At 34.1% G+C, this 21,630-nt stretch carries 15 protein-coding genes; 8 read left to right on the top strand and 7 right to left on the bottom strand.

The window, feature by feature from the left end; genetic code table 11:
- Positions 1-1,164 (bottom strand): type IV secretion system DNA-binding domain-containing protein, encoded by a 1,164-nt coding sequence (locus tag Q0876_RS01090; RefSeq protein WP_299223166.1) that lies wholly within the window; start codon positions 1,162-1,164, stop codon positions 1-3.
- A gap of 492 nt (positions 1,165-1,656) precedes the next feature.
- Between Q0876_RS01090 and Q0876_RS01085 the strand changes: the two genes are divergently transcribed.
- The 4 genes from Q0876_RS01085 to Q0876_RS01070 all read left to right on the top strand — a co-directional run bounded on the left by Q0876_RS01085 (position 1,657) and on the right by Q0876_RS01070 (position 3,887).
- A complete protein-coding gene (locus tag Q0876_RS01085; RefSeq protein ID WP_299223164.1) occupies positions 1,657-2,538 on the top strand; it encodes a tyrosine-type recombinase/integrase in 882 nt (293 codons plus the stop codon).
- Positions 2,539-2,854: 316 nt separating this feature from the next.
- A complete protein-coding gene (locus Q0876_RS01080; protein ID WP_260095469.1) occupies positions 2,855-3,058 on the top strand; it encodes a hypothetical protein in 204 nt (67 codons plus the stop codon).
- Positions 3,048-3,563: a replication protein gene (locus tag Q0876_RS01075; protein WP_299223159.1), complete on the top strand. Its 516-nt coding sequence runs from the start codon at positions 3,048-3,050 to the stop codon at positions 3,561-3,563. Before Q0876_RS01080 ends, Q0876_RS01075 begins: the two co-directional genes overlap by 11 nt.
- A gap of 60 nt (positions 3,564-3,623) precedes the next feature.
- Positions 3,624-3,887 carry a hypothetical protein gene (locus Q0876_RS01070; protein ID WP_299223157.1) on the top strand — a complete coding sequence of 88 codons (264 nt, stop codon included), beginning with the start codon at positions 3,624-3,626 and terminating at the stop codon, positions 3,885-3,887.
- A 97-nt stretch (positions 3,888-3,984) separates the two neighbouring features.
- On the opposite strand, the gene Q0876_RS01065 is transcribed toward Q0876_RS01070, so the two are convergent.
- The gene (locus Q0876_RS01065; RefSeq protein ID WP_299223155.1) at positions 3,985-4,470 is read right to left on the bottom strand and encodes a hypothetical protein; all 486 of its coding nucleotides are present in this window, start codon (positions 4,468-4,470) and stop codon (positions 3,985-3,987) included.
- A gap of 102 nt (positions 4,471-4,572) precedes the next feature.
- Here Q0876_RS01065 and Q0876_RS01060 point away from each other — a divergent pair, with 102 nt between their 5' ends.
- Entirely contained in the window at positions 4,573-4,830 is a 258-nt protein-coding gene (locus tag Q0876_RS01060; protein WP_299223153.1) for a helix-turn-helix transcriptional regulator, read from the top strand.
- Between the two features lie 232 nt (positions 4,831-5,062).
- On the opposite strand, the gene Q0876_RS01055 is transcribed toward Q0876_RS01060, so the two are convergent.
- Both Q0876_RS01055 and Q0876_RS01050 read right to left on the bottom strand, forming a co-directional pair.
- Positions 5,063-5,347: a YegP family protein gene (locus tag Q0876_RS01055; protein WP_299223152.1), complete on the bottom strand. Its 285-nt coding sequence runs from the start codon at positions 5,345-5,347 to the stop codon at positions 5,063-5,065.
- 104 nt (positions 5,348-5,451) lie between these two features.
- The gene (locus Q0876_RS01050; protein ID WP_299223150.1) at positions 5,452-6,228 is read right to left on the bottom strand and encodes a LexA family transcriptional regulator; all 777 of its coding nucleotides are present in this window, start codon (positions 6,226-6,228) and stop codon (positions 5,452-5,454) included.
- A gap of 52 nt (positions 6,229-6,280) precedes the next feature.
- On the opposite strand from Q0876_RS01050, the gene Q0876_RS01045 reads away from it, so the two are divergent.
- From Q0876_RS01045 to Q0876_RS01035, 3 genes are all read left to right on the top strand, one after another.
- Positions 6,281-9,262, top strand: coding sequence for a DNA polymerase III subunit alpha (locus tag Q0876_RS01045; RefSeq protein WP_299223148.1), 2,982 nt, complete (start codon positions 6,281-6,283; stop codon positions 9,260-9,262).
- Complete coding sequence (dinB, locus tag Q0876_RS01040) at positions 9,252-10,469, top strand: DNA polymerase IV (protein WP_299223146.1); 1,218 nt, start codon at positions 9,252-9,254, stop codon at positions 10,467-10,469. The genes Q0876_RS01045 and dinB overlap by 11 nt, the downstream gene beginning before the upstream one ends.
- 180 nt (positions 10,470-10,649) lie before the next feature.
- Positions 10,650-11,303 (top strand): hypothetical protein, encoded by a 654-nt coding sequence (locus Q0876_RS01035; RefSeq protein ID WP_299223144.1) that lies wholly within the window; start codon positions 10,650-10,652, stop codon positions 11,301-11,303.
- 712 nt (positions 11,304-12,015) lie between these two features.
- Here Q0876_RS01035 and Q0876_RS01030 read toward each other — a convergent pair.
- From Q0876_RS01030 to Q0876_RS01020, 3 genes are all read right to left on the bottom strand, one after another.
- Positions 12,016-12,639, bottom strand: coding sequence for a hypothetical protein (locus Q0876_RS01030; protein ID WP_299223142.1), 624 nt, complete (start codon positions 12,637-12,639; stop codon positions 12,016-12,018).
- Complete coding sequence (locus Q0876_RS01025; RefSeq protein ID WP_299223140.1) at positions 12,636-20,591, bottom strand: DUF6443 domain-containing protein; 7,956 nt, start codon at positions 20,589-20,591, stop codon at positions 12,636-12,638. The genes Q0876_RS01030 and Q0876_RS01025 overlap by 4 nt, the downstream gene beginning before the upstream one ends.
- 241 nt (positions 20,592-20,832) lie before the next feature.
- Positions 20,833-21,630 (bottom strand): response regulator, encoded by a 798-nt coding sequence (locus tag Q0876_RS01020; RefSeq protein ID WP_299223138.1) that lies wholly within the window; start codon positions 21,628-21,630, stop codon positions 20,833-20,835.

The raw sequence follows: 21,630 nt of genomic DNA, 5'->3' as shown, positions 1-21,630 counted from the left end.
CTATAGAACAGTGTCTGCGCTGAACGGCTTTGAAGGTCTCCCATCAATCATAAGTCTGAGATAAATGGAATGGTTTGGAAGGGAAGTGAAATCCGAAGCTTTGAACTCTGGATAAAACTCCTTTTCCATAAGACGTGCATCTTGTATTCCAAGACGGAAGCAAATAATGGTTCCAATGTTTCCAAGAATGCTTGCTCTTACATCAGGATCAAGTTGATGCAGATACTGATTGCTAAGATTGAGTCCAATAGCAAACTTTCGAATTTGTGCCAGTAGTTCTGAAATGAGTTCTGAACCACTGAGAGTTTGAAACTCATCGATGTAATAGAAATATGGCTTACGACTTTCAATTGGTGAGTCAATTCTTGAGAAGGCCGCAGATGAAAGGGAAGTGAGAAGCAGTCCACCAATAATATTGGCCACATCGGTTCCTACTGCCCCTTTGGCTAAGTTGATAATAAGAACTGTGCCATCGTCGATTATCGATCGAAGAGATAGTTGCTCCGTATTATCGACCAATATGCGTTTGACAATATCATGAGAAAGCAATGCACCTAACTTATTTAGAATCGGAAGTAAGTCGTTTGGTTTGTACTTTGGAAATTCCTTTTCAAAGAAAGTTTTAACCGCTTCATTTCGGATATAGGGAATACAAGATGCTCTAAAGGACGAGTCATGCATCAATTTTAAAATGTCTGATAGATTTGAGCCAGGTTTGTCTAATAGACCAAGCAAACACATTCTTAAGATGTGTTCCATTTTCATTCCCCAAGCAGATTTCCAATTACGCTGAAAAATTTCAAGGATATTGGAGGCCACTAGTGACCTTTTAGCAGGGCTCACTTGTCTTAAAGGGTTATAACCGAAAGGAATATTCGGGTCAGTTACATCAAAATAAATGTATTTCGTTAAAGGAAACCGCTGACGAATATACTCGGCCATAAATTTTGCAGAATCCCCATGAGGATCAAGAAACATGAAACCTCTATTTGCCAATAGATCTTCTGACATTAAGGTTTGCAATAATGTTGTTTTACCACTAGATGTTTTACCAAAACAATAGAGATGCATCATTCTGTCCTTCTGAAGAATCCCAAAGAGTTGTCCATCATTTCTAAAGTTTGCTCTAGCAAAATAACTCACCTTAAATGGGTCAAAAGACATATAGCTATAAGGTGTGAAATGAGTAAAAGATTTGGGTGTTTTAAATTATATAATCCGATAAGATTGACAATATGAAGAAATTATCAAATGCCGATTATCGGATGGGGAAAAGAACTGGCTGTATAGAGATGGAGTGATAAGCTGAAATGACTAACTGGTAGATAAAAACTGCTTTGCTTATCTCCATTATATCATAGCAAAGTCATAAATGCCAGTAGTAACTTTTACTTGAGATTCAAAGACTTTGAATCTTGATTTTATTTTTATTATGATATACACTACAAGTGGTAAACAAATTAAAAAGAAACCTCGTTGCCCGAAAGGGTCGTTTGGAGCATATGTTTCAAACTAAGGAAACAACGCGAGTTTATCATTGTATCTCTCACTAAGCGAGATTTGGCATTAATATATTTTTGATTGTCAAATCTGCCATACGTAGCAGGGGTATATGAAAGACCCGCTAGATTTCCTTTGGCGGGTCTTTTATGTGATATGACAATTCAAAAAGCAATACAGATTTATTTAAAGTGGAAAGAAGGTCACACTAATTCTGCATTTTATAGGTACAAGAAACGATTAGATGACTTTATGCATTTCATCATGCCAAAGTCCTGTCTATTGGATGTGACGGGAGATGATGTTGTGGCATTTCAAAATAGCATGAAAGGGAACTATGCTCCTTCAACGATAGCTTACTCATCTGATATTTTAAAAAACTTCTTCTGGTTTTGGAACGGACGTGGAGAGGTAAATTTAAATCCAAAGGAAATAAAACGCATTAAATTTATTAGCCCAGAAAAAGCAATAGTCACCAGTTCAGACTTCGAATTCATGAATGATATATTGGATGAGAGATATTTAAGTGATCTCCAAAAGAAATTGGTGCTTCATCTTCTTTGGGATACTGGAATGCGGGTAAGCGAGCTATTGGATATCAAACTTAACGATATAGGAAACCCAGGAAATAATGGGCTTAGAACAGCTAAAATTAGAACTCGAAAAACGATGCGATATAATCTAGTAGTCTGGGGAAGTGAGACCAATGAACTCATGAACATTTATTTAGGTATTAGACTATGTATGTCGGTATCCTCAAAATATCTATTAGTGAATCGAAAAACAGGAAAACCATATACGGTTAAGAGTATTCAAAGGTGGGTTAAGCAAATAGCTAAGGATGCGATGGTTGATAAAGATATCACACCTCACTCATTTCGTCATGGAAAAGCTAATGAAATATTAGAACGTGGAGGAACTGTTAGAGATGTAAGTGCCATTCTCAGACATGTCAGTCCAGAATCTAGTTTTAACTATCTACAATTATCAGAGAGCAGATATCTAGAAACGGCAGAAAAGTTTTTACAGGTAGCATAAAAATAAACAGCAATCTCAAATGAAGATTGCTTTTGTATTGGAATTGGAATATAATACTAATAGTACCTTTAACTATAAATACTATCGAACCTCACAAAAACTTATTTATTTAGTTAATACTTTTTGATTTGTTTACCACCAAAAAGGTGTTCTAGCTGCCCTTATTAAATAAGGCATTATATTTTAATGACATAACGTCGCAAAAGATATAGTACGGAACACCAATGTCGTAAAAGTATATGACAAAAATTTTTATGAGCTGAGTAGTATTGGTCTTTAGACCTAAGGTTAAGGGTTACTTAAAACAAAACTTAAAATGTCTACATTTTATAATGTCGTTAGTCGAAAAGAGATTCCTAACTCAGGAGGGAAAGTTATTCATAACAAAGTTGGAATTATCAAAGTTACTCCAAATAAAGGATGGTACTTAAGCTTATTCCATCTTCCAAATGATTTTCAAATTTTTGCCAATCAGAACGAAGAATTACCAGTGATTGACTTTAATGATCATGAGGCTTAAATACACAACTCCGATTCCGAATCGGTTCTTTGATGAACTTATGATTGATTTAAGTGCATCGGCTATCAGAGTGTACTTAAAAATTGCTCGTAATACTTATGGGTGGCGAGATACACAGGGGAATGTAAAATCAAGAGATTGGATCAGTCATTCACAGTTCTCAAAAGTTGGACTCTCATCAAGAAGTGTAACCACAGCAATCAATGAGTTATTAGAGCTAAACCTAATCACTCTAACAGATGATTATGGCAACATATTAAATAATCCCCAGAGACGAAAGAATGCCAAACGTATTTACTACGCATTAAAGACTAACAACAAAGAAAACTCTACGTTATACAAAGCAAAAAATGACAAAAACAATGGGCAATTATTACCTACGACAAAAGATATTTCTACAAAAGAAAAGTACAGTGCAAATGAGCGTTTAACAGACCAAGAACGTCTGCAAGAGATATTACAAAATGAAGAAGAGAAACAAGTTAAAAGAGATAATTGGGTGTAAATCCTTAATATTATAGAAATACTTATGAAATTAAAAAATAAAAAACGAATACTTCTTCTATTGAAGAAGCTTTCTAATTATATAGAAAGAGATGACTTTTCTGAACCAATTATATGCCTGATGAATCATTATAGTGATAAAGAGTTAAGACAGATTACCTATTATAGATACTTTGACAAATGGAATACGGAAGAACTTGAAAGCCTAAGTAGAAGTGAGCTAAAAAAAATTATTGATGGCAACTACCTTATTGTTCTTTGGACTATAAAACAATTGGAAGAAGATATTAATTCGGAAGAAAGGAAAAAAACCAAAATCGTCTAAGGATGATATTATCTCTTTAAATGGAAAGTATTAGACTTGTCTTAAAACAGAAGAAACCCCATAATTATTGAATTATGGGGTTTTAGTTGTAAGGGAATTAAAGTTTTTCAATTTCTGTGGCTACAAAATGTATATAACGTGAATTCAAACCAAGGAGTTTTCCTCCTCTGGGTTTTGTTACCAAAGTGCCTCCTCTCAGTTTTAACTTATCTCCTTTACTTAGAGAAAAAATCAAGTCTGAAAAACTGTTTGGTGCTAATACAACTAAACCTTCTGTAATACCTGTAAGCTCATTAGTTTTAATTTCTACATCACGATGAGTAACTTCAAACGCAAAGTGCCCATCAGGTATTTTTTTTATTGAATATTGAGCCATAGCAGATGATTGGGATAAGAGTTGGCAATCAACATAGATATCGGCTCCAATATAATTTTCGGCAAAACTTTCATTTGAGATTTTAGAAAAAGGGACATCAGTTCCAGGAGTAATAGTTGAATCTGTTGTCTGAATTACTCTGGTTGAACTGCAAGAATGTAAAATAAGGATAGATACAGTTATAATAATAAAGGATAATTTTTTCATAAGTACTGATTTTGTGATTAATAGAGGCAAACATAAGAAATAAAATTTAAAAAACCACTTAAAAGTTACTACTTATAAGTAGTTGTCAAAAAGTAGTAACTCTTGTCTCTTTGTGTTATGGGAAAACATGATAAATACACACAGAAAAAATTACAAGAATTAGGTGAAAGATTAAGGCAAATTAGAATTGAAAAGGGGTACAAGAATTATGAGCAATTTGCCTTTGATAATAAAATTCCAAGAGCACAATATGGAAGATATGAAAATGGACAAGATCTACGCTTTAGTTCACTTCTTAAAGTTTTAGCCGCATTTGATATTTCTCTGGAAGATTTTTTCAAGGATGGGTTCACATGCTAAAGATGATTGGAGTTTTTATTTATTAGGAATACTACTTGCCATTACTTATCCGTTTTCAAAAAATTCTAGTCGTATCAAAACACCCTTTCAAATTATAATAAAACAACTATTAAGTTTCATGAATTTTGAATATAAAAAAAGCGAGCATACTAAATAGTTTACTCGCCTTTATTTTTTAATTGTTTACTTACGAATAATCTTCTACAGTAGCATCGGGTGCATTTTTCTTTACCTAAGCTATGCCGTTTTCCATAGCATCAGTACTAGAATACATCTCACTAGTCCCAATAACTTGACCATTGGTTGCTTTTAAATTGAAATAAGGACTTCCATTCTTAGCTTCTAATCGTTCAAACTTGGAATCGTCTTTTGAATTGGTTCTAACAGATGCTATTCCGTTTTCACATGACGCTTTAGCTTTATACGCCTCACTACTTAAAATCACCTGGCCATTACCAGCTTTAAGATTAAATCTAAACTGTCCTGACTTGTCTTTTTTAATTTCAAATTTTCCCATATTATATATCTATTTTAAGTGAATACTAAAGATAAAAAACACAGCGTAGAAGAGAAAATATTAATTCATACTATAGGTAAAAATTTTACTTGTGAAGCTTACTCTTAGTGCGAATATTTGCTTGTAAATTCTTTGAGTTCAACTTGAAGGTCGTTGAGCATTCGAGCGATTGACTCAACTTTTAAGTCACGCTCATTGTACTCTTGTGTGTTGATACTACAAGTAAATTCCCATAGTTCAAGCACTTCATTTACAGGAACCTCATAAGCCTTGTAATCGCTATTGTCTGATACTAATAGCAAAGTCTGGTTAGTTTCTATCTGGTTATAGACCCGCTTATAAACAATACCATCATTTAAAGTTACAAGCACATAAGTTGAGCCTTCCTTGATGTCATCTAAGGATTCCATGTATTTGGCAACCACATAAGCACCAGCTTTAAGTGGGGGCATAGAGTCCCCTTTAATTGGAAAGGCTCTATGTTTCCCTGTGGGTAAAAAAGGAAGTTTTATTTTCTCAAGTTGTTCAATATATTCAGGATCATCATATCCCGCTAAATATCCTGCCGATGCTTTTACAGGGACAACTTCAATTAAATCTTCGTTCATCTTATCTACAACTATAGGGAATAAGACACGTTGCTTTCCTATTTCAATAAATGAATTATCAGAAGTCAGCGTCAGATCTTTTTTAATTAAAATATCTATTGGAAGTTTAAAGTATTCTGAAAACTTGATTAGTAATTCAAAAGGCGGTTGAGAGCGCCCTTCTTCATAGGAACTTACTCGGGATCTTAATATGCCTATATCATCAGCACACTGTTCCTGTGTTCTGTTTTTAAGCTTTCTTAGGTGGCGAATGTTTTTTGCAAATAAATTCATAATGCTACAAAAATAAGCAAACTTTGCTACATATTGTATCTAAATTTGTAAAATGTTTTTAAATTGTCACACCTATTACAGTTTACGATACGGTACCATCAAACCAGAAGATCTTCTGAAGACAGCTAGTTTGATGGAGGTTCAGGCAATGGCACTAACGGATATCAACAATACCTCCGCATGTTTAGACTTTATTCGTTTAGCGCCAAAATATCGTATTAAACCTATAGTAGGGGTTGATTTTAGAGATGGTGCACAGCAACAATTCATTATGCTAGCTCGCAATAATAGTGGTTTTTGTAATATTAACAATTACCTATCTGAGTTTTTGCATCTAGATAATTTTGTGATTCCCAAGCGAGCAAAAGCGATTGAAAACACCTATGTCATTTATCCATTTCATACTTTTAATGGTGACGATCTTAATGCAAACGAGTACATCGGAATTAGTGTAGCGGATATTCCCAAACTTAAGTTTTCTAAATGGATACAACATCTAGACCGATTAGTCATACTACAAACGGTTAGTTTTCAGAACAAAAAAGGCTTTAATACCCATCGTTTATTACGTGCCATTGATAACAATACCCTCTTAAGTAAGCTCAGCGTCAAAGAACAAGGCCAAGAGCATCATAAAATGATGTCTGTCCTAGAACTGACAGAAGCATTTGCAGAATTCCCTGAGATCATTTTTAATACTAAAACCTTAATAGAAAATTGCACCATTGTTTTTGACTTTTCTAAAGAGACTCCTAACAATCAAAGTGCATATACCAATGATCAAGACTTAGATTTCCGATTACTTAAAAAACTCACCTTCGATGGCCTTAAATACAGATACGAAAATCCCGATGCAAGTATTTTAGAACGCATTGAAAAAGAACTCCAAATCATCAAAGAAAAGAGGTTTGTCTCTTACTTTCTGATCAACTGGAAAATTCTTAAATACGCACGATCTAAAGGCTACTTTTATGTTGGCCGTGGTAGTGGAGCCAATAGCATTATTGCTTACCTGTTAAGGATTACGGATGTTGATCCTGTGGAACTTGATTTATATTTTGAAAGGTTTATTAATCTTTACCGAAAGAATCCACCAGATTTTGATATCGATTTCTCATGGACAGATAGAGATGACATCACAGAATTTATCTTTAGAAGATTTAAGCACACGGCATTAATTACTGTTTACAATACCTTTAAGTACAAAGCCTCTGTAAGAGAGCTTGGAAAGGTCTTTGGCTTACCAAAATCTGAAATTGATTTGCTCTCTTCTGGGCAATATCATTACAAGTCACTTGATAAGCTCTCTCAATTAGTGCTTACCTATAGTCAGTTCATTCAAGGATTCCCAAACTATTTGGGGATTCATGCTGGAGGCATACTGATCTCAGAACAACCCATTCATTACTACTGTGCCACTTTCATGCCACCTAAGGGTTTTGTCACCACTCAGTTTGATATGATCGTTGCAGAGGATATTGGGCTTTATAAATTTGATATTCTGTCTCAGCGTGGATTAGGAAAGATAAAAGATGCTGTAGAGATTGTCCGATACAATCGTCCTGAATTAGCGCCCATTGACATTCATGATATTAAACGCTTTAAAGAGGATCGATCCATCAAGTATCTTCTTAAAAATGCCAAGGCCATAGGATGCTTCTACGTAGAATCTCCTGCCATGCGAATGCTACTTAAAAAACTACAGGTTGATGACTACCTAGGTCTTGTGGCTGCAAGTTCAGTGATTCGTCCAGGAGTAGCCAAATCAGGAATGATGCGTGAGTATATTTTACGTTTTCGTTTCCCTGAGCGTCGCAAGGAAGCACATCCCGTATTGATGAATATAATGCCAGAGACTTATGGCGTTATGGTCTACCAAGAAGATGTGATTAAAGTGGCGCACTACTTTGGAGGCTTAACCTTAGGAGAAGCTGACATGCTCAGAAGAGGCATGTCTGGCAAGTTTCGTTCGCGAGAAGAATTTCTCAAGGTCAAAGACCAATTCTTTGAAAATTGTAAAGCTGATGGAAAACCAGAAAAACTTACCAATGATATATGGCGACAAATTGAGAGCTTTGCGGGCTATGCTTTTGCTAAAGGACATTCGGCATCCTATGCCGTTGAGAGTTATCAAAGTTTATTTCTCAAAGCGTATTTCCCATTAGAGTATATGGTAGCAACAATTAATAATTTTGGAGGGTTTTATCGCACTGAACTTTATGTCCACGAAGCACGAATGCATGGGGCGAGCATTATGGCACCTTGTATAAATAAGAGTTTTAATGAAACGGTGATTTATGGTCAGGACATTTACTTGGGCTTTATGCATTTACAGTCCTTGGAATCCAAAACAGTAGTAAGCATCTTAGAAAAAAGAAATACGCATGGTCCATTTAAGAGCCTAGATGATTTTATCGATAGCGTTTCCATTTCAATGGAACAAATAGCACTTTTAATTAAGTGCAACGCCTTTCGATTTACAGGTGCTAACAAGCGTGAATTACTTTGGGAGGCACATATGAAAATAAATAAGGTGTCTTTTGATGAGTCTAAAATGACACTTTTTAAAACACAGCGGATCAATTACAAAACACCGAATTTGACTTGCACGGCGTTAGAAGACGCCTTTGATGAAATAGAGCTATTAGGCTTTCCGCTCTGTAGTCCATTTAAGTTGCTACAGACACCTATTGAAAATACAATAAGCGCTAAGGATCTTATCCATTTAAAAGGAAAAGTCATATCCATTTCGGGTTACTTAGTTACCACCAAAAAAACAAATACCTCAAATGGAAAACAGATGTTTTTCGGCACTTTTTTAGATGCCAAAGGTGATTTTATAGATACGGTACATTTTCCACCAATAGCCAAGCAATTCCCTTTTAGAGGAAAAGGTATTTATTTAATTACTGGCAAGGTTATAGAAGAGTTTGATTGCGTTTCAATAGAAACCATAAAAATGGAACGATTGCCCATCATTGAAGATCCACGCTATTCAGAAGGTAAACACAAATCCCTAGCTTATGAATCCTAATCGCTCAATTGTACATATGGATCTGGATACGTTTTTCGTGTCCTGTGAACGCTTACTAGACCGTAAGCTCATAGGAAAACCTGTTTTGATTGGTGGAACTACCGATAGAGGCGTAGTGGCTTCTTGTAGTTATGAAGCTAGAAGTTTTGGAATTCATTCAGCAATGCCGATGCGTATGGCAAAACAGTTATGTCCTGAAGCAATTGTATTAAGGGGTAACTCGGGCATTTATAGTAAGTTCTCAGACACAGTAACGGATATTATCAAAGAGTCCGTACCCTTATATGAAAAGACATCAGTAGATGAATTTTATATAGACCTCTCTGGGATGGACAAGTTCTTTGGATGCCATCAATTGGCTTCAGAATTACGTCAAAAAATAATGAAAGAAACTGGGCTTCCCATTTCTTTTGGGCTATCTATCAACAAGACCGTATCAAAAATTGCTACAGGAGAAGCCAAACCCAATAATCAGATCAGAATAAACCATGGCACCGAGAAACCTTTTCTCTCGCCATTGTCCGTAAAAAAAATACCCATGGTCGGTGATGTGACCTATCGCTCTTTGTGCGACTTGGGAATCAAACGGATTAAAACCATTCAAGAGATGCCTATGCACATGATGGGTAAGGTCTTTGGTAAAAACGGTATTTCCATTTGGAAAAAAGCCAATGGAATTGATAACTCTCCAGTTGTCCAATACCATGAGCGGAAGTCTATTTCTACTGAACGTACATTTGATAGAGATACCACAGATGTCAACAAGCTAGAAAGCATCATTGTAGCTATGGCAGAAAATCTTGTTTACCAATTACGCAGAGGCAATAAGCTGACAGCTTGTGTGACGTTTAAAATTCGTTACTCCGATTTTAATACTTATACGCTTCAAAAACGCATTCCATACAGTTCTGCTGATCATATGATTATTCCTATCGTTAAAGAGCTCTATAAGAAACTCTATCAACGACGTTTGCTAGTTAGATTAGTAGGAGTGCGCTTTAGTCATTTAGTAGAAGGTGGTTACCAGATCAACCTCTTTGAAGATAACGAAAAGATCATCAATTTATACCAAGCTATGGATCGGATGCGAGAACGCTATGGGGATAGAGCGGTGATAAGAGCGGTGGGTATTGAAGCGAAAAGCATTAGCCGCTGGAACCCATTTACAGGTGAACCGCCTCCGCTTTTAGCGAATAGACGACGATAATTAATTTTAATTTATAGTAAATAATCTATAATATAGATTATTTACTATATTTATATAAACAAAACTAGAAAAGACATTTAGATTAGAGATGTTTCACTTGACTAAATCAAACAACCATTTCACTCATTGCTATCTGCAACTTATGATTTTGAGTTCTAATTTTAATCAAAATCACCAACCATGAGTATGCCTAACAATATCCTTATTGTAGAACAAGAGCCTTTAATTGCGTATTGTATTGAAAATGCGTTAAACCATGTGTTTAAATCTAGTTTCCGAACAAGACTAGCTACAAGTTATGATCAGGCCCATTCTGTAATTGCTACCTTAAATAAAGTGAATCTTGTGTTTTTAAATATGGACTTATCATCAACCCATGAGAAGTTTCAAGTCATTAATAAGATCATCAACGCTCTAAAAAATAAGTCGCCTAATGTAAAATTTCTGGTCATGACCTCTTTTAAAGATAACTACAAAACCATTTCTATTGTTAAAACATTCAATCCCGAAAGCATCTTACTTAAAAGTGATATTGCTTTTGCAGATTTAACCTGTGCCATTGAAAGTGTTATAAGCGGAGAGCCATTTTATAGTAAAACTATTTTGCGTTTGTTTCGATCGAGAATGACCTCAGACATCACATTAGACCGTACAGATCACCAGATTTTACATTACTTATCTAAAGGCATAAGAACAAAAGACCTTCCAGAACTGGTCTTTTTATCTAATAGTGGAGTAGAGCGCAGAAAACGAAACCTAAAAATCATCTTCGATGTGGAACAAAAAAATGATCGGTTCTTAATTGAACAAGCTCGATTAAAAGGGTTTGTTTGAAATAACGCAATCGTTTGTTACTTAATTTAAATTTTAAGTCATTTTGTAATTTGGGGCATAGGATTTTTTCATGACCTAATTTACTACATAACGATTTAAAAAACCTAGGTTTTAAAAGCTCTAAGCAATTTTGTTTTCTATCAAGATATCAATGAACATAAAAAACCAACAATTAAATTTTACTTTAACTATTGGTTTTCAGTTGTTTATAATTGCATTTTGGTCTATGACCTGGTTTACTACACTACCAATCGGAAGATCAAGCCTCACATATTAAAAGTCTTGATGCCTTTATGGAGTATTACAATCATCATCGCTATCCCTGTAGATTGTATGGTAAAACACCTATGGAAATTATTAATGGTCAAAGCATTGATAAATCGATGTTTTCTGAAACGCTTTGTAATGCAAAGATCAATAGATTACAAATCAATAGAAACTTTAATAAATGTATCGTTAAAATAGGATGCAAAAGATAATAGCGATTCAAATCATAATTCTTAAAAACAATGTTCAATATATCAATGAACTTAAAAAGAGTAAGACAGTTTAAAAAACTGTCTTAACTCTAACTTACTCTATTTCAATCTTGTTCCAACTTTGGAACACTTTTGTTGCGGTTTTAACGATTAGTGCCAAACACTCTTTTTTTTTGAAAATCAGTTTATTAATTTTTTATAAAATATCTACTCATTTGACAGAGTACTAAATTTTAATGCTCCCTAATTTCATGAGTAAGTTTATCGTCACCACAAGGAAGTTCATGAATTATTATATTATCTACAAGCTTGTTTTCAATTTTGTTTTCCTTCAATTCATAAACATATGAAGTAACTTCCCATTTAGGTTTTTTTTCTATTTCTTCATTAGATATTAATTGCTCTTTATTAATCATTTCACAAAAGTTGAAGACTTCTATGAAAATAAACTTCTCATAAAACCCTGAAAACTTTATAACCCAATTAGCTTTTTCTCCATTGGAATAACCTAACAATTCTTTATTTAATTTATCATAGTAATTTTGATTTACTTTATTTTCAATTTCAGCAAATTCTTCATTACTCCAATTATATTTATCCAACAAAATTGCCTTGTTTTTGTCTTTAGGAATTTCATCTCTATAATTGTGTGTATAACTATTAAATTCAAACTTATTAAAGAATGGGTCTACTAAATATGGCTTATCATCTATTTTCAAATTACTAACAACATGATTAACCACTTCTTCAACTAACATCTTCTTTTCATCGCTAAGAGTAGAAACTTCATTACCTGAGTTCTTACAATAAAAGAAGCTAAAAAAACATAATAGAATTAGATATTTAATTTTTGTCATAATTTGGGTTTTATGTTAGTTACTTTTAAAATTTTCTTATTCCCATCTTTAGTTACATGCAAATGTCCACCGCTACCTCTTGCAGACCTAATAGGTAAACGCATACCTTCTCTAAATCTATTAACTATGTCCGTAGTTGGACCAGCTGGCGATTTACTTGAAACATTGTCTTTAAAGATACCATCTATTTTATTTGCTTCATCTTCTTCACTACTAAAAAAGTCAGCACCAGCATTAAGATGTAAACTTTCATGTAAAAATGCCATTCCAACACTCATCATTCTTTCATCAAATCCATTTTCTTTTAATGCTTCTTGCATCCCATTTATTTGAGCCCCATCTAATAGAGCTGCACTACCATCTTGACTACTATCAGAACCAAAATCAGTACCACTAACTTTTATAGTATCTGTATCAGAACTCAATAAATGTGATATGTAAGCACTAGCTTCATTACAATCTGTTTCACATGGATTTTCATCTCCTACTAAGATAGATTTACCGTTCTTATCCGTTTTAATAGTAATTTCCTGTCCTGAAATATCACTAAGACTAATAACCAACTGAGCTGCTAACCATTTATCTCTATTAAGTTCATCCTCAGTTTTATCCCGTTTTTTATCTCCCTCTCCAATTGTTGTACTCAATAAAGCAGATATATCAACTTCTTCACCACTAGGGTCAGTAAAAAATATCGGATTATTTAAAGCAAAACTATAAGGTGATGTATTGAAATATTGTTCAGCTAATGGGTCAAGATTCATCCACCTACCTAAAGCAGCATCATAATTTCTAGCGTGAAAATCCATCCACTCAAGACCTAATTCATCTTGTTCTTCTTTACCTCCAAAACCATAACGGTGGTCTGTACCATTTATTACATTATTATACCCTTTATGTTTCAAGCCAAATGGGTAATAGTTATTTTCTTCAATAATTTCTAGATCACCAGAAGATACGTATACATTATCTATATAAAAATGAGTTAACTCGCTAAGGTTGGTGTTAGATTTATCTATTACTAAACGTAACTTAGGTTTCCCCATCGTTGTATGAGTATACGTATAACTTCCTGTTTGTGTATTATTATTAAGCATATAATATGACGGATTAGCATAGTTTTGCTCAGATTCTACTAAATATACTCGTACCACATTAGTATCACCTTTATCCACATCTAAATGTATATCTATTTGTTCACCTGAACCAAAGTTATCACCTATAACAATAAAGGCACCATTCCATTGATCAATAACATTTACCTTTAAACGGTTGTTTTCTAATTCTATACTACCATTAGCAGAACTTGCAACGGGAGACCAACCTTCATACTCTTGATAAAAAGCATTGTCTACAAATGAAATGTAATTGTCATTGGTATCGCTATAACTAAGCCTAACGTTTCCTAAATGGTCTTTGTATTGGTAAATATAATCATAATTTCCAGAACCGTCAGGTTCAACATAGCCTTCTGGATGTGAAAAGAATTGTAATGTCTCACTAGTACCTGTTTGCTCATAAATATAATTACCAGCATATTTAGTGGTTGTAGTACTACCAGCTTCTATAACGGCTTTGGTAAGTTTAACACCTGTAGCATCATATACATAGGTAATGCTGCCATTATTAGTGCCACCAACGGTTACTGTGGTTGGTAAGTTAAGGTGGTTATACGCTATGGTAGAGATGTTTTTGTTTTTGTCTTCTATCATATTGCCATTGTCGTCGTAGCTATAATCATCACCAACAGTATTACCATCTTTAAAGCCATCTAGATGCGCAAAAGCGTTATCACTAACACGAAGCAGTTGATTACCATCATAGGTATACGTAAGATCATCCACTACATTAAAAGTCCCTGTTCGCTGCAACCTCATAATGTTACCGTTTTTATCATACACAATGCCATTAGAATGATAGCCATTAGCCACAGTAAATCCAGTACCTGTATTAATAGACATGTTAGCGACTTTGAGCCTATTAAGTGCATCGTATTGATAGGCATAGCCTCTAGTGGTTGTATTAGAGATGTCATTAGCTGTTTTCCAGATGGTCTCACTAATATTCCCGTTGTAGAGTTTGTCGTTCGTTTGTCCTAAATCGGTATCGTTATAATTGATTTTAAAGGTAAATAGGTCGTTACCAATGTTATTAATATCATTGATGTCTTTAAGCCAACCTCTAATGTTATAATTGTAATCTACACTTTGTAGTGGCGAAGTCTCAGTATTTCCAACACTTTTAATAACTAACTGTCCAAAATCATCATATAAATGATTTGAAATCAGTTCTTCAGCCTGAGACCCAATTTGTTGTTTTTGGGTTTTAAGTCGACTTGCATGATCATAGGTAAAACGGTCTGTTACTACAATATCGGCATTAGTGCCTTTGGTATGCGTACTTTCGGTTTTAAGCACTTTACCTGTAAAGTCCAGTTCATTTTTCATTTGATCTGTAGTGTCTAAATACTCATTTTCACTACCAATAAATATAGACTGGCCTTTTTCATCGTAATAGGTCACTGTAGTAATCCAATCTGAGGTGTCTAAGACTTTCACCTTACTACCAGTAGGTAAAGACCTAGTATCACTTGTAGTGCTGACTCCAAAAACGGTATTTGGGTCAGCAAATGCCGAAGTAAGATCTGAATTATAATCATCATAATAATTGATCGTATGCAATTCGGTAATATCAGTATTTGGAAATGCACTGTTGGTATAATACACAGGAGAATCATCAATAACGGTATATGATGAACTGGATGACTCATTTAAAACTGTTGCAGTATTTAAAGTATACTGTAATTGCTTTCTTTCATCATTGTCTGGAGCTCCAGAAGTTCCAGAAGGAACTTTATGATGTATTCCCATATATACTGGTCTATTTACTGCATCATATTTTGTAAATAACCAATCATCGTTTTGTTTAAGGTTAGCATCTTGGGTTAATACAGGTCGATCTAGCTTGTCATATACAATATATTCCCATCCTTTTTGTGGGATTTTCTTTTCAATAAGACGATTACGATTATCGTAATGGTATTGATAGCACAAATCATTTACAACGTTTGATTTTATAAAATGATTTGGTAAGCTAGTTACTAAGGTTTGATCTATTGAAGAAACCATACCAGTTCCCATTATAAATAAGTAGCCATCTTGTACTGAAACAGCATAATTACTTCCATTTGCAGTAATGGTTCCAATAAACATATTTGGAATCCCAGTATCTATAAGAAACACCGCTCCATTATTTAAAAAAGTACTTGCGTTAAAAGTCACATCAAAATCAACCGTAATGGTATTTTCAGGTGCATTAATAATAATATCAATGGCGCCTGTGCCAGTAGTGACAGGAACACCCAATTTATCCAAAGGAATAAGATCTGAAGGCTTAGGGTTGTAGGTTGCAGAAGTATAACTCACACTTGCTAATATATTATCACTGCCTTTTGGAGAGAGCACATAAGACAGATTCCCATAATCGTCATACACATAATTGGTGTCATGTTTATTTCCTTTGGAGCCATAGGTGCGTTTTAATACCACTTGACCCTGTTTGTTTTTAAACTCCTCAACCGTATGTGCTTTGGCTTGAGTTTGTCCTGGTTGCCAGTTTTCATCCTTAGTAATGGTTTTAAAAAGCTCATTAGCAGCATAATGGCCATTGTAAAATAATTGAGGCGCTTCAGTATCTAGTGTTGGAAAAAAGACACTGTAATGCTCAACTTCAGAAGAACTATTAGTATGGTATTCAAATTTTATGGTGTGATCCAAATCACTTGCTGCATCAACAGCCCAATCTTCACCAGGAGCACCTTGTTCTAGTATTCGATTAAGAGGGGAATCTTCGATACGGGTTTCACTAAACGGGTTTGGAGATGCACCATCAATATCATCTGGGTATCTTGTTGCATAATAACTATCAATGGCTGGCATTAAAGTACTAGGCGATTCGTAAGTGAGAGAAGATGTACTTCTTGCAAATGGTAAATACTCCTTTGTTTGTCTTGCAAAAGCATCATACACGATTGGTGTAATAATATCTTGCTTATTACCTCCAGCCTGTTTGGCAATACTTTGCATTGGTCTGCCAAGACCATCATAATAAGTTCTACTTTCTATTTTTTCATCATCTGTAAGATTAGCTTGAGTGCTGGCATTGGTTAGACCATCGGTGGTTTTCACTTGAAATGCAGTAGCGTCAACATAGTTTAAACTACCATATACATAAGCGTTTGTGCTTAACAGATAACCCTGATCGTCTTTTACTTGTTTTAATCGATTTAAGTGATCGTACTCATAAAACATGGTATAACCTCTAGGATCGGTCATACTGGTCACACCAACTAACGGATCATAGGTATAAGTGCTTACCATAGCATCTGGAAAATGACCTCTTAAGGTATTTAAAGCAGTACGTAACGTGTTTTCAGAAGCAGCATCAGTATCTAAATTAGAAGCCGTTTTTGCTGCATCAATATCGGTTTGGATGTTTGAAGCCAAGCCGACGTATGTTGCATTTTCAATCTTTGCAATCGGTAGTACTTTACTATAACCCCAAACATAGATGATGTGTGTGCCGTCTGCTTTGCTGACTTCAAGTGGATTGCCATAGATGTCATAACTATGAATGGTAACACGATCTTCTAAAGTATCATTTCCTTTAGCTGTTTGTATGTCTTGTGATGCCACATAATCATTCCCCCAATCATTATATACGTTGCGCTGAGTTGTTTTAGCCAAAAGTAGATCATTACTATCTTTAACCAGTATTTCTGTATTAATAGGTGTTGCAATGCGATGTTGATCAATAAGTTTCTGCTCTGCAGGAGTTACTGAAGCAAAATCTTCAGGATATTTTGTGTTTGTGAAAACGGTATTTCCGTTACTAAGTGTGTTTTTAACTTGTGTAGGCATGTTATGATTTAATCCATAAGCGTATTCTGCTTTTTGAGTTAAAGAATCTATGGCGTTAGTACTATCATAAACATAGTCCTTAGAAATATTTTCTATTAACCTAGTTCTAAAGGAGTGGAATTGAATATTTGTATCTGAATATGGGTCTGTCGTTATAAATCCATTGATGGGATTAAACCCATTTTCATTTAAACATTGTTTATATGCGGGTATATCTAAGTCTGTGGTATATAAGTATAAAAGTTTTTTTAAGTTAGGATCTATTTCCCCATCAACCGCTACTGGACAATAATCATAAAGTATTTTATTACTAAAAAAATTAGTTCCTGTGGTCACTAGTGATGCTTCAAATTCATAATTGGAAAGCTCTTTTCTTACGATTTGACCAGATTTGTTATAATGTGAAACTTGTTTCAGTTGACCATTTAAAGGATTTGTTTTTACATATGGCTCGTTGATTTTTGGCACATAAACCCCAGCAATAGGGTATGGACTTACCTGATTAACCGTATAAAAATTTTGGTTATAATATTCGTAAACTGTAGATCCTAATTTATTTCCCAGATCATCTTCGATGGTTTCTTTTACTTTTGGATAGGTAATTTCATAAGGTGTTTGACTGTAGAGATTGGTTGAGTACCTTTCTAGTACTTTATATTCGGGGCAAGACTGACCACCATTAGAAACAAGTCCCAGATTATCCTCTACTTCCTTAATGGTTTCAAATTGAACTTTTTGTTGAACAGTATAATCTAAATATTCCAATGTTTTGATATAGGTTTCGCCTTGATTGGTTTTATCTGATATCTTTGAGATTAGTGGAATGGTTGTATAACTACTCTCTAATGAATTCGTAACATATCGTCTGGTTAACTTAATACTTTTACCTATTAAACTATTAGCGATAAAGACCTTATAGTCTCCTGGAAAAAAATAATTCAAGCCACCTTCAGTAGTAATAATATCACCATCATTGGGAGTGGAATAAGAGCTATAGACCAAATCAGGACTATTATTTTCTATCATTGTTAATATCTCACAATATGATTTGTCTTTGTTAGTTGGAGTAAAGTAATTACTATAATGATCATAACAAACAGTTGTTGTAGAATTTCCACTATTGTAAATTACCTCTTGGCACTCATTTGGTCCAACTACCACTGTAATACCATGTTTAATGATTTGTATGTCACCATTTTGTAACATAGTCACATTTGGAGGTACTGTATTTGAAACACCAGTGTCTTTATAGATAGCTATAAAAAACATACGTCCATTTTGTGAATTATTACCTTGAGTGGTAACGTCGAAATAATACTCATTTTCATTTCCAAAAACTTCTCCAGAGCCTACGGTAAATGCTTGTGTTAAAGTATTTGGTATAAGCCCCGTGTCATCACAAGAAAAATCTGATTCATCAGCAGACGTGTCAACTCCTCCATCGATTGTTACCAGGTGTTCTGCTAATTCTTGTGGTACGAGTGTTGTAGTTATATTTTCTAAATAGTCAAAAGTAAATTTTGTCGAACCTCCCGTAGGATAGAAGATTTCTTCTAACATACCTCTAGTTGTAAAATTGAAGTTAGGTTCACGATTTGCTCCAAAGAAGATTTGACCATACTGATTAGTGTATTTTGGTATAAGTGACGTATTATTCGTTACACCATTATAATAGCCTAAATAATCAATCCCTAATGAATTACGACTAGGGAATGTATTATCTCCAATATAATTGAATGTATAATCCAGTACTTGCTCAGCTGGCGTTAACACAGCATTACCTTGAGTATCGTAACCATGTATTGTAATACCATCTAATTTTAATCGATAATCTTTTTCATCTGTAGGCGTACTATTGGCTGTAAAATAAGATTGGTTAAGCGTAAATGTTTTTAAAATTTTCACACCTTCTTTAATATCTATTTTATCTAATTCTTTGCGGCCAGATAAATCTAAGCGATTAGTTAAATGGTGAAACTTTATAATTTCTCTTCCATTAAGTCTAATATTCAATAGTTCAGATTGTTTTATTTTAAAGTCAGTTAAGTTACTAGTAGTGGTATACATCCAATTTGGATTTGTTGGATCATATCCAGTTTCAAAACATGCAGTTAATCTAATTTGTCCAACCTGACGATTGTAATGCAATTGATCTTGATTCCAAAACATACCAGATGAATAAGTAAAATCAAAAACATCATTCTTTGTAGGGGACTCTATTTTGGTCAAATACCATGCTGAGTTATATTCTCTCGTGCCTTCTTCTCCGCTTCCACCCGTGTGAGATGTAAAAGTAATTTCGGATTTATTAAAGTAATATATTGTACCGTTACCACTCGTTATATTCCAAGAATTGATACTACCATTAGAAGCAGCAGTGTATGTGATTTTTAGATCAGGATCATCTATACTTATAGCAATTCCCGTCGCTGGATCTATCATAACAGAACCTGTAAGTCCTGGTGCATTAAAATCAAAGGTGTCAGGCAATAAATCTACTTCGCCTAGTTCGTGGTCCATTTTAATGGCTCTGAAGTTTTGTATTTTGGCCAATGTATGTTCAAAGGTTTCAAAACTTAATGTATAGTTGTGAACAGGATGTCTTAAAGAGTTCAAATAAGAATTGAAGTTTAACACGCTAGAGCTATTAATTTTGAAAAAAGCATCACCAGATACAATATCATCAGGAAATCCATTTACACGTCTTACAACCATGCCTCCAGCATTCAAGTTCCATCCAGCTCCTACATTTGTTGAGATGCTTTGTACCTTAATTCCAGATGCATCATAAGTCAATGATACAGGAACAGACATTTCTCTACCCTCAATACTATGAATAGGGATAGAAATATTAGGTCTTCCTACATAATATGATATAGGGGTGTTTCCATAAGAAACAAAAGCTTCTGCTTCTGGTGAATTTGGAACACTTACTAAGGTGCTTACATCTGGAAGTTCAGCTTGAGCATTTGATAGATTAAAACTTAAAAATAATAGAATAAGGATAACGAGCGAATATAGGAATCTAGCCATGGGATAGAGTTTAAATTAGAGTTTTGATATAAGTTCGATTGCACAAAAATGTACTGAGACAACTTATGATTTTGAATTCGAAATCTATCAATTTTTGCCTTACCATAATTGAGTTTGACCCTTTAAATAATGAAGTATGAACCTTATTAATGGTAAGGTTAATGCTTTCTTATTGTTTTTTAGGAAGCTTAGCTATTCTAAAGATATGTTATCCAATATTGATTCTCTATAAGGATTAAAGTTATTTATAGAAAGCTTCAAAACGACGCTTAACTTCTTTTTTGTATCGATTACTTATAGTAAGAGTTTGGTTTAATATAGATATTCGCGAGTTATTTATATTTCCAGTCAAAATATTAGGGGTGATATTTACAATGTAACTTTCATTAATACGGACAAAATAATGTGGCACTACAGATAAAATTTCTGATAACGAAGAGCGTATAAAAAAGTGTTCTTTTTTTTGTGTTAAAAACCATACGTAATTGGATTTTAACTCCTCTACTTCACCATTATCATTAATAAAAGGCTTAACAGTAAAGTATCCTATATCAGAAAATTTAATAGGAACTTTAGTTATTTTTTCACTTCCAGTTTCTTTCATTTCATCAAGATACATTACAAGACCCATGACTCCATTTTTCAATTGTGCTATTTTCGTTTCTTTTTTCTTCAATATAGTTTGAACAGCTCTTATGATATCTTTTGGGTTAAGTCTTGGTTTTGTTTTAACTATAAAAAGTTCATGTTCTGTATTAAGACCTTCATAAAATGTTTGATCATCATCCAGCCCTGTAATGTATATAAAAGGGATGTGATAATTTGTGTTCAAAATCTCCCCCAAATCTAAACCTGATAATTGACCTTCAAGCTGAATATCTAAGAGTATTAAGTCAGGACGTTTCATATTAATTCTTGATAATGCTTCTTCTACACTTGGTGTAAATTTGTCAACTGAATAATTTTCTTTTTCCAATACATTACAAAGGTTCTTATAAAGTAAGGCTTCATCTTCAACTATTAGAATGTGTGCTTTCAT

The organism is uncultured Psychroserpens sp. (assembly GCF_947503375.1).
Taxonomy (GTDB): domain Bacteria; phylum Bacteroidota; class Bacteroidia; order Flavobacteriales; family Flavobacteriaceae; genus Psychroserpens.
Note: the sequence above shows the minus strand (reverse complement) of the source record. Positions and strands in the feature narration are given on the sequence as shown.